Annotated in this window: 7 protein-coding genes; 5 read left to right on the top strand and 2 right to left on the bottom strand. The window is 35.4% G+C overall.

Features of this window, described 5'->3' with window-relative positions; translation table 11 throughout:
* Positions 1-362: 362 nt before the first annotated feature.
* From MST17_RS17125 to MST17_RS17115, 3 genes are all read left to right on the top strand, one after another.
* Positions 363-680 carry an ADP-ribosyl-(dinitrogen reductase) hydrolase gene (locus MST17_RS17125; RefSeq protein ID WP_180027361.1) on the top strand — a complete coding sequence of 106 codons (318 nt, stop codon included), beginning with the start codon at positions 363-365 and terminating at the stop codon, positions 678-680.
* A 164-nt stretch (positions 681-844) separates the two neighbouring features.
* Positions 845-1,228, top strand: a complete 384-nt coding sequence (locus tag MST17_RS17120; RefSeq protein WP_180027360.1) for a hypothetical protein — start codon at positions 845-847, stop codon at positions 1,226-1,228.
* A 97-nt stretch (positions 1,229-1,325) separates the two neighbouring features.
* Positions 1,326-2,243, top strand: a complete 918-nt coding sequence (locus MST17_RS17115) for a hypothetical protein (RefSeq protein WP_180027359.1) — start codon at positions 1,326-1,328, stop codon at positions 2,241-2,243.
* Positions 2,244-2,351: 108 nt separating this feature from the next.
* Here the strand turns inward: MST17_RS17115 and MST17_RS17110 are convergent, their stop codons facing one another.
* Together MST17_RS17110 and MST17_RS17105 are read right to left on the bottom strand one after the other, a co-directional pair.
* Positions 2,352-3,503 carry a hypothetical protein gene (locus tag MST17_RS17110; RefSeq protein ID WP_180027362.1) on the bottom strand — a complete coding sequence of 384 codons (1,152 nt, stop codon included), beginning with the start codon at positions 3,501-3,503 and terminating at the stop codon, positions 2,352-2,354.
* 199 nt (positions 3,504-3,702) lie between these two features.
* The gene (locus MST17_RS17105) at positions 3,703-3,984 is read right to left on the bottom strand and encodes a hypothetical protein (RefSeq protein WP_180027358.1); all 282 of its coding nucleotides are present in this window, start codon (positions 3,982-3,984) and stop codon (positions 3,703-3,705) included.
* Positions 3,985-4,825: 841 nt separating this feature from the next.
* Here MST17_RS17105 and MST17_RS17100 point away from each other — a divergent pair.
* On the top strand, positions 4,826-5,401 hold the full coding sequence (locus MST17_RS17100) for a plasmid replication DNA-binding protein (protein WP_180027357.1): 576 nt from the start codon (positions 4,826-4,828) through the stop codon (positions 5,399-5,401).
* 44 nt (positions 5,402-5,445) lie between these two features.
* Positions 5,446-5,769 carry a DUF6388 family protein gene (locus MST17_RS17095; protein WP_180027356.1) on the top strand — a complete coding sequence of 108 codons (324 nt, stop codon included), beginning with the start codon at positions 5,446-5,448 and terminating at the stop codon, positions 5,767-5,769.
* Positions 5,770-5,955 lie beyond the last annotated feature (186 nt).

Here is a 5,955-nt window from a genome sequence, read left to right as displayed (position 1 = left end):
TGGTAATCCAAAGCATTAGCCCTATGATGAATACATAAGGGAACTGGATGTTTCTAGAAAACAAGAATAAGAAAATAGCGCAAGGAATGGGCAGCACGAGATCAGTAAGACTAGCAACCCGATATGAAAAAGCCCGACAGGATGTCGGGCTTTTTTATGTCTTGAATCTAGATTTCGTATAAGAGATTTTATGTTAAGTAACAACTAAAAATGTATATACAATTTGTATATACATTTTTTTTGTTTTTTTACTTGAAATAGTTAAAATAGACCTCATTGTAACATCAGGCGTATATATAAGTATAAAAAATTGTATATACATTTACTTTAGAAGAACTTAGAATGTGTACAGGAGTTGTATTTTGGATTCAGACAATGAAGATTCAGAATTAGAATTTGTCTTCTCAGACAAAATTGCCACAAAATTGAATGATGAAAGTCATGGTGTTTCAGAACAAGAAGTTATCGAAGCATTTTTCAATAATGATGGTGGTTCTCTGATAGATGATCGAGATGAGCATAAAACTAACCCACCGACATATTGGTTTGTTAGTGAAACAAATAAAGGGCGAATCCTTAAGGTTTGCTATGTATTCGACGGTGATCATACTGTCTATGTCAAAACAGCATATGATGCTAAACCTAATATAATTCGAATATATAAAAAATATTCGAATTAAATTAGCCATCTAGATCTAGCCTAATCCCTATTAGGCTAAGAATTTCAAGGAGTTCTTAGCCTACATTGAATCCAAGTAAAACGTACAAATTTTTATTTTCAAAGTAAAATGTCTAGCGACATTTTTTTGAAATACACATTCATTCAAACATACAGAGAATGTCCATGAAAACAGATAAAGCAGTACTAGACCCTAAGACTATATTTGACGATATAGATAAATGGGAGTCTGGAGAACTAGGAGCTGACGAAGCACATGTTCAATCTGTCGGCATGCCACTAAAACTAAAAAAACTTTTAAATAAATCTCAAGATAAAAAGATGCAACTTGTTTCTATACGACTACCTATAGAGCTAATAGATGATCTAAAAGAAATAGGTAAAGTAGAAGGAATGGGTTATCAATCTCTAACTAGAGAAGTTTTGACTAGGTTTGTGGAAGCTGAAAACCGTAAACGTATAAATGATTTAATCACTGAAAAGAGAAAATTAGAGAGAGAATTGCAAGAAATGAAAGAAGAGTTAAAGCATGTAAAGAAAAGAGCTTAAATATTTTTTTATTCAAATAGCAATGAAAAGGGATCAAATTTTTGATCCCTTTTCATTGCTATGAGTAACTTCAGATTTCTAAAGGTAAAGGGAAATAATGGCTACAGATTTATTTGCACAAAGACAATTAGTTGTAGCGTCATTAGACCCTACGACAGGAAATGTAGATAGTTCTAATATCCAGTTGCTTAGTGAATGGCAACGTGGTGAAAGAAATACATCGCTTGTTAATCTTGTTCATGGTCATACTTTATTTGACATCCTTAAGGATGACCTAGGGTTAGTAAGATATGACAATACAGAGCATAGATATTTTCCAACTTTTTTAACGTATAACAGCGAATATGATGTTGAAAGAGACTGTATGCAACTTTTAGGAAAGATAGCAGAGGCATTGATTGTTAAAGCCTGTCATAGAAGTGTCTATGAAAATAGGAATTGGGCAAGATATGCCAGAAGAGGACAAAGACAAGTCTCTCAGCTAGATAATTTTATTGCAGTTGGGACAGGATTACATTCGACATTTAATAGTGTATATGTCACTAAACATAATCCAAATGATACTCAAAGAGATATTTTATGGGTAAATAAAGAACGTATAAATGAACAAATGATGATGATCAATAATCAAAGTAAAAATTCAGGTAATCCCGCAGGCTTGCAGATCAAAGTTAGCCGAGATGGTTTTAACTATGTATATCGAAAAGATATAGCGAGATCTAAATATGAAGTACCATTGGTATACTTTGACTTAGGTAACGATTTCCAAGATTTAGCCAACGCCATTTATCGAGATGATAGAAATGTCGATATTGGTTACGATTTTATTAGAGGCTCTGATATCAACTTTGATATTCATGAACAGCTCTATTCTTATTATTTCCTTCTTAGATCAATACTTAAGGGTATTTTTCCAATACAGAATCTTCTGAATTACGATGAAGTTCTAAATGTTAGCATTAAGTTGGATCTGCAGGAAAGATCAGACAGTTACGTTAATATTTTACAAGTTTAATTTTTCTAAAATTAACATAATACACGTTATACGAAAGGCCCTATTTACGGGCCTTTTAATCATCTGATTAACATAAAATCTCTTATGCGAAATTTAAGAAAAAAAGCTTTAGCATTTTTTTCTGTCTCTTCTTAATCGTTGATCTTTAGGCTTTTGCTTATTCCGTTTATTCAAATAAATCTGATCTGCATTTCGACAAGCCACTTCAAACTCTTTCATACTCCAAGCCTTCTTGGCAGTGAAGCGTACATAGTGTAAGTTTTTTGGAAAATACATTTGATTCAGCTTCTTCTGCTCGGGATTTCGAGCATTTAATATCGATCTCATTTTAGCCTGTAACGTGCCAATTTGATGACGTGTACCATGAAAATTCCCCTTAGAACTCAATCTAAAAGTGGCTTCTTTCAAACGATCAGCCTGTTCAGTCGAAATTAAATCAATTTTTTTATTCAACTCCCGCGTTGCCGACTGCATAAATTCTTGCGATAGATACCAGGTAAAACGGATTTTCTTCTGAGAATATCGTTGAAAAAACTCCAAATGCTTTTTACGAACCCCGCGTAATGCACGAGTTAGCTCTTTCAACCGCTCGTTATAGCTCACGTCATCGTTAAATTTAATTCCAAACCGTTGCAGTAAAAATGCACTCACGGATGCCTGATTCCAACGGGTATGTTCATTTTCTAAAAAAGCAAAGCCAAAAATACGTTGAATACTGGAAAAACGCCTGACATCAGAGGCATCAAAAGGCTTAAACACCCGATAAACCAGATCTTGGTTACTATCAATAGTTTTTACACGCTTGGCATAAACATTAAAAATAACGCCAAAGCGTTCAGGATGATAATAAACCCGAGAAAATTGTGGCTTAAGATCACTAAACTCAATGTATTGTCCCAGTACATAATCCCCATAGCGCAACAGTTTTTCTTTTTTCGTGGTCAAAAGACTATTCAACTTTTGCTTCTGTACCATGCTCGAATTTTTGGCGAGTATTTCTTTTAGCGTCAGCTTACTTCTTCGCGCTTCTCTGTAGCCTGTGGTAAATAACCAAAACTGGAATACCTCACTTTTGGCTGGATCATAATTGATGACCAGACTCCATACAGGTTCCCCGTAGTCCGATTTTTTCTTACGCTCAGATTCAGTCAGATCTAGGCCATACTCCAAAATTAATTTTGGAAGCACATGATGGAACTTTGAAAAAGGTACAGTATCAGAAAACCAAAACTTAGCACTTCCATTTGAAATGCATTGCATAAGACTGAGAAGACAGTCCGTTTTCGTTGTTGTGTAGTAGATCATTATTTAATCAAAATGTGCTTTTTATGCGGAAAGCATAAAAGTTTATCTTTGATTAAAAAAGAACAAAAAACACCATTTTTATAAAATAGCGTTTTTTTTGATCAATTTTGGTAAATGTATAAATAAGAGTTCCTGTAGGCAGATAAAATCTAGACTAAAAATCTTTTAAAAGTTCCAGATCTACACTAAACATTCTTTGCATACCAAGCATATGATCAAATTTTTTCTCATATTCTTGTAATAATTTTCTCGACTCTACTAAATGGTTATAAATCAATTTTAAGTTCGAAATAGATTCATCATCAGGATCTAGAACTTGTTTTTCTTTTATCTCTTTACGAACTTCTTTAAGTTGAGAAGTTAATGTTTTTATACCTCGATGATTTGCAATAAACATCATTTCAAACCATTCAAGATCTTCTAAAGTAGATTTCATTTATTTACCTCTTAGACTAATAAATATTTTTTATTCATTCAAATGCTCTCACTCTCTCAAGTTCCCACATCCCTCGCTTTGCTCGGGCTGATGGTGAACGTTGAGAGAGTTTCGGCAATACTCTCCCTAAGGGCAGTCATTTGAAAAAATGACACATCCCTTAAGTATTGCCGATTTAACCTAATGGGCTGACGGAGCCACGCATCGGTCGTATCTGCCCCATGCTTCACATACATGGTAGACAAGGACTAAAGGTCTTGCACCTCTCCCCACGCGCTCCCTGTCGAAGTATGGCGGTATCTCTGCGAGGGTTTCCCCAACATACAACTGAACCGACCTATACCACTACTCTCAACGCTCCGCTTATGTGGGATTCCCCTGTAACGGTTTAGCCTTTCGACTATCGCTACGATGCACCAGTGACACTTATTCCCTCCACATGCACCGCATGCCAACCAAAATTTGGACACGCAGAAACAGGCAAAGCTCGATCTAAGATACTTATTTGATGAAAAAAAACACTTTAATTAACGAAGACTTATCATTTGGGGCTTGTAATTACTGCTCATAATGGTGAAAATAGAGTTCAGGTACAAGCCTTAGTGTGAAATCATAACGGTCGCCAAACCTTATGATCTTCGTTACTTGATGTTGTAGCATCAAATAACTGCGTACCGACAAATTTAAAGCCCTGTTTGACGAAAGTCAAGCGGGGCTTTTTCTTTTTCAGATAAAAAAACATTAGATATTATGCAGTTGTGGTATATGTTTATAACCTTACATTGGCTCATAAGGCTATAAAAGATATGCTTGTTATCTTAAAAGAATGGAATATTAATAGATGGCTAAACTTTCACTGAGTGAAGTATCCAAACAATTTAATATAGATAGATCAACGATCTATAGAGCTGTCCGTAGCGGACGCTTATCTCGCTCTAGTGATGGTAACTTTGATATTTCAGAAGTCATTCGATGCTTTGGTGAACCAGAGCCAGTAGCTCAACCAAATGAGCCAACGAAGCAAGGCAGTGATGCTACAACACAAAAACTAATCGCTCATTTAGAGAATGAAGTAAAAAAATACCAAGAGCGAGAAGAACGTTTAATGCAACAAATTGACCGCATGCAAACCCTAATTGAATTAAAAAGTGTCGCACCTGCTACAGCAACCCCACAACAAGATGCTACGGCATGCGACACAGATACGCCACAGTATGCGACAACACATCAAAACAATGATAATAAAGAGAATATCAATTCATTTGTTGCAGAAAATGCGGTAGTAACACAACAAGATACCACTGCACACCACAACCAAACGCTACAGCATGCAACATTGCAAAATGAGGCAGTGCCACAACGTAAAAAACGTGGTTTATTTGGGCGTGTGTTTAATGCTGTATTCAACGATGAATAAATCAATATCTAACTAATTTCGAGGTAATAATTTTGAACAACGGTATGTACATCAAAGAAGCCTTAGAAATCTTTAAACAAGATCAACAGGTACAAGCTATCATCCAATCTAAAGTTAATCCTAAGATTGCCGATGACTTAGGACATTCCGTAGAGACCTTGGAACAACAAATTTTGATAGAAACTTTTAGAGACTACGCTAAAAGTCAAGGTACAGATACATTGAGATTGGCTCTCAATATGGTCGCAACACCTGAACAGAAGAAACAAGTTTTGCTACAACACCATCAGGATACAGCAAGTGCTATAGGTGTCGATCTAGAAGAATATTTTATGCTAAACCCAAGCCTAAAGGCAGAGACTGAGTAACCGCCATTGTGGTCTATTTTCTGATTCGATTATTCAATTAACCTAATCAAAACCGTGGAACAATGATTAGAAAGTAGGCGTGGAACATGAAAAATCATAAAAAAAGCCCGATCATGGAAACTCGGGCTATCAACTAGGAACTACAGCGTTGAATTATAAGGATAATTATAAAGCATTTCGTATAAG

Source organism: Acinetobacter sp. YH16056_T (assembly GCF_024605895.1).
GTDB lineage: Bacteria > Pseudomonadota > Gammaproteobacteria > Pseudomonadales > Moraxellaceae > Acinetobacter > Acinetobacter amyesii.
This window is presented reverse-complemented; position numbering and strand designations above follow the sequence as displayed.

What these genes read in the sequence shown, in the direction of transcription:
- MST17_RS17100 (WP_180027357.1), top strand. Translation starts at nt 4,826, where the DNA reads ATGGCTAAACTTTCACTGAGTGAAGTATCCAAACAATTTAATATAGAT.
- MST17_RS17110 (WP_180027362.1), bottom strand. Translation starts at nt 3,503, where the DNA reads ATGCAATGCATTTCAAATGGAAGTGCTAAGTTTTGGTTTTCTGATACT.
- MST17_RS17105 (WP_180027358.1), bottom strand. Translation starts at nt 3,984, where the DNA reads ATGAAATCTACTTTAGAAGATCTTGAATGGTTTGAAATGATGTTTATT.
- MST17_RS17095 (WP_180027356.1), top strand. Translation starts at nt 5,446, where the DNA reads ATGTACATCAAAGAAGCCTTAGAAATCTTTAAACAAGATCAACAGGTA.
- MST17_RS17115 (WP_180027359.1), top strand. Translation starts at nt 1,326, where the DNA reads ATGGCTACAGATTTATTTGCACAAAGACAATTAGTTGTAGCGTCATTA.
- MST17_RS17120 (WP_180027360.1), top strand. Translation starts at nt 845, where the DNA reads ATGAAAACAGATAAAGCAGTACTAGACCCTAAGACTATATTTGACGAT.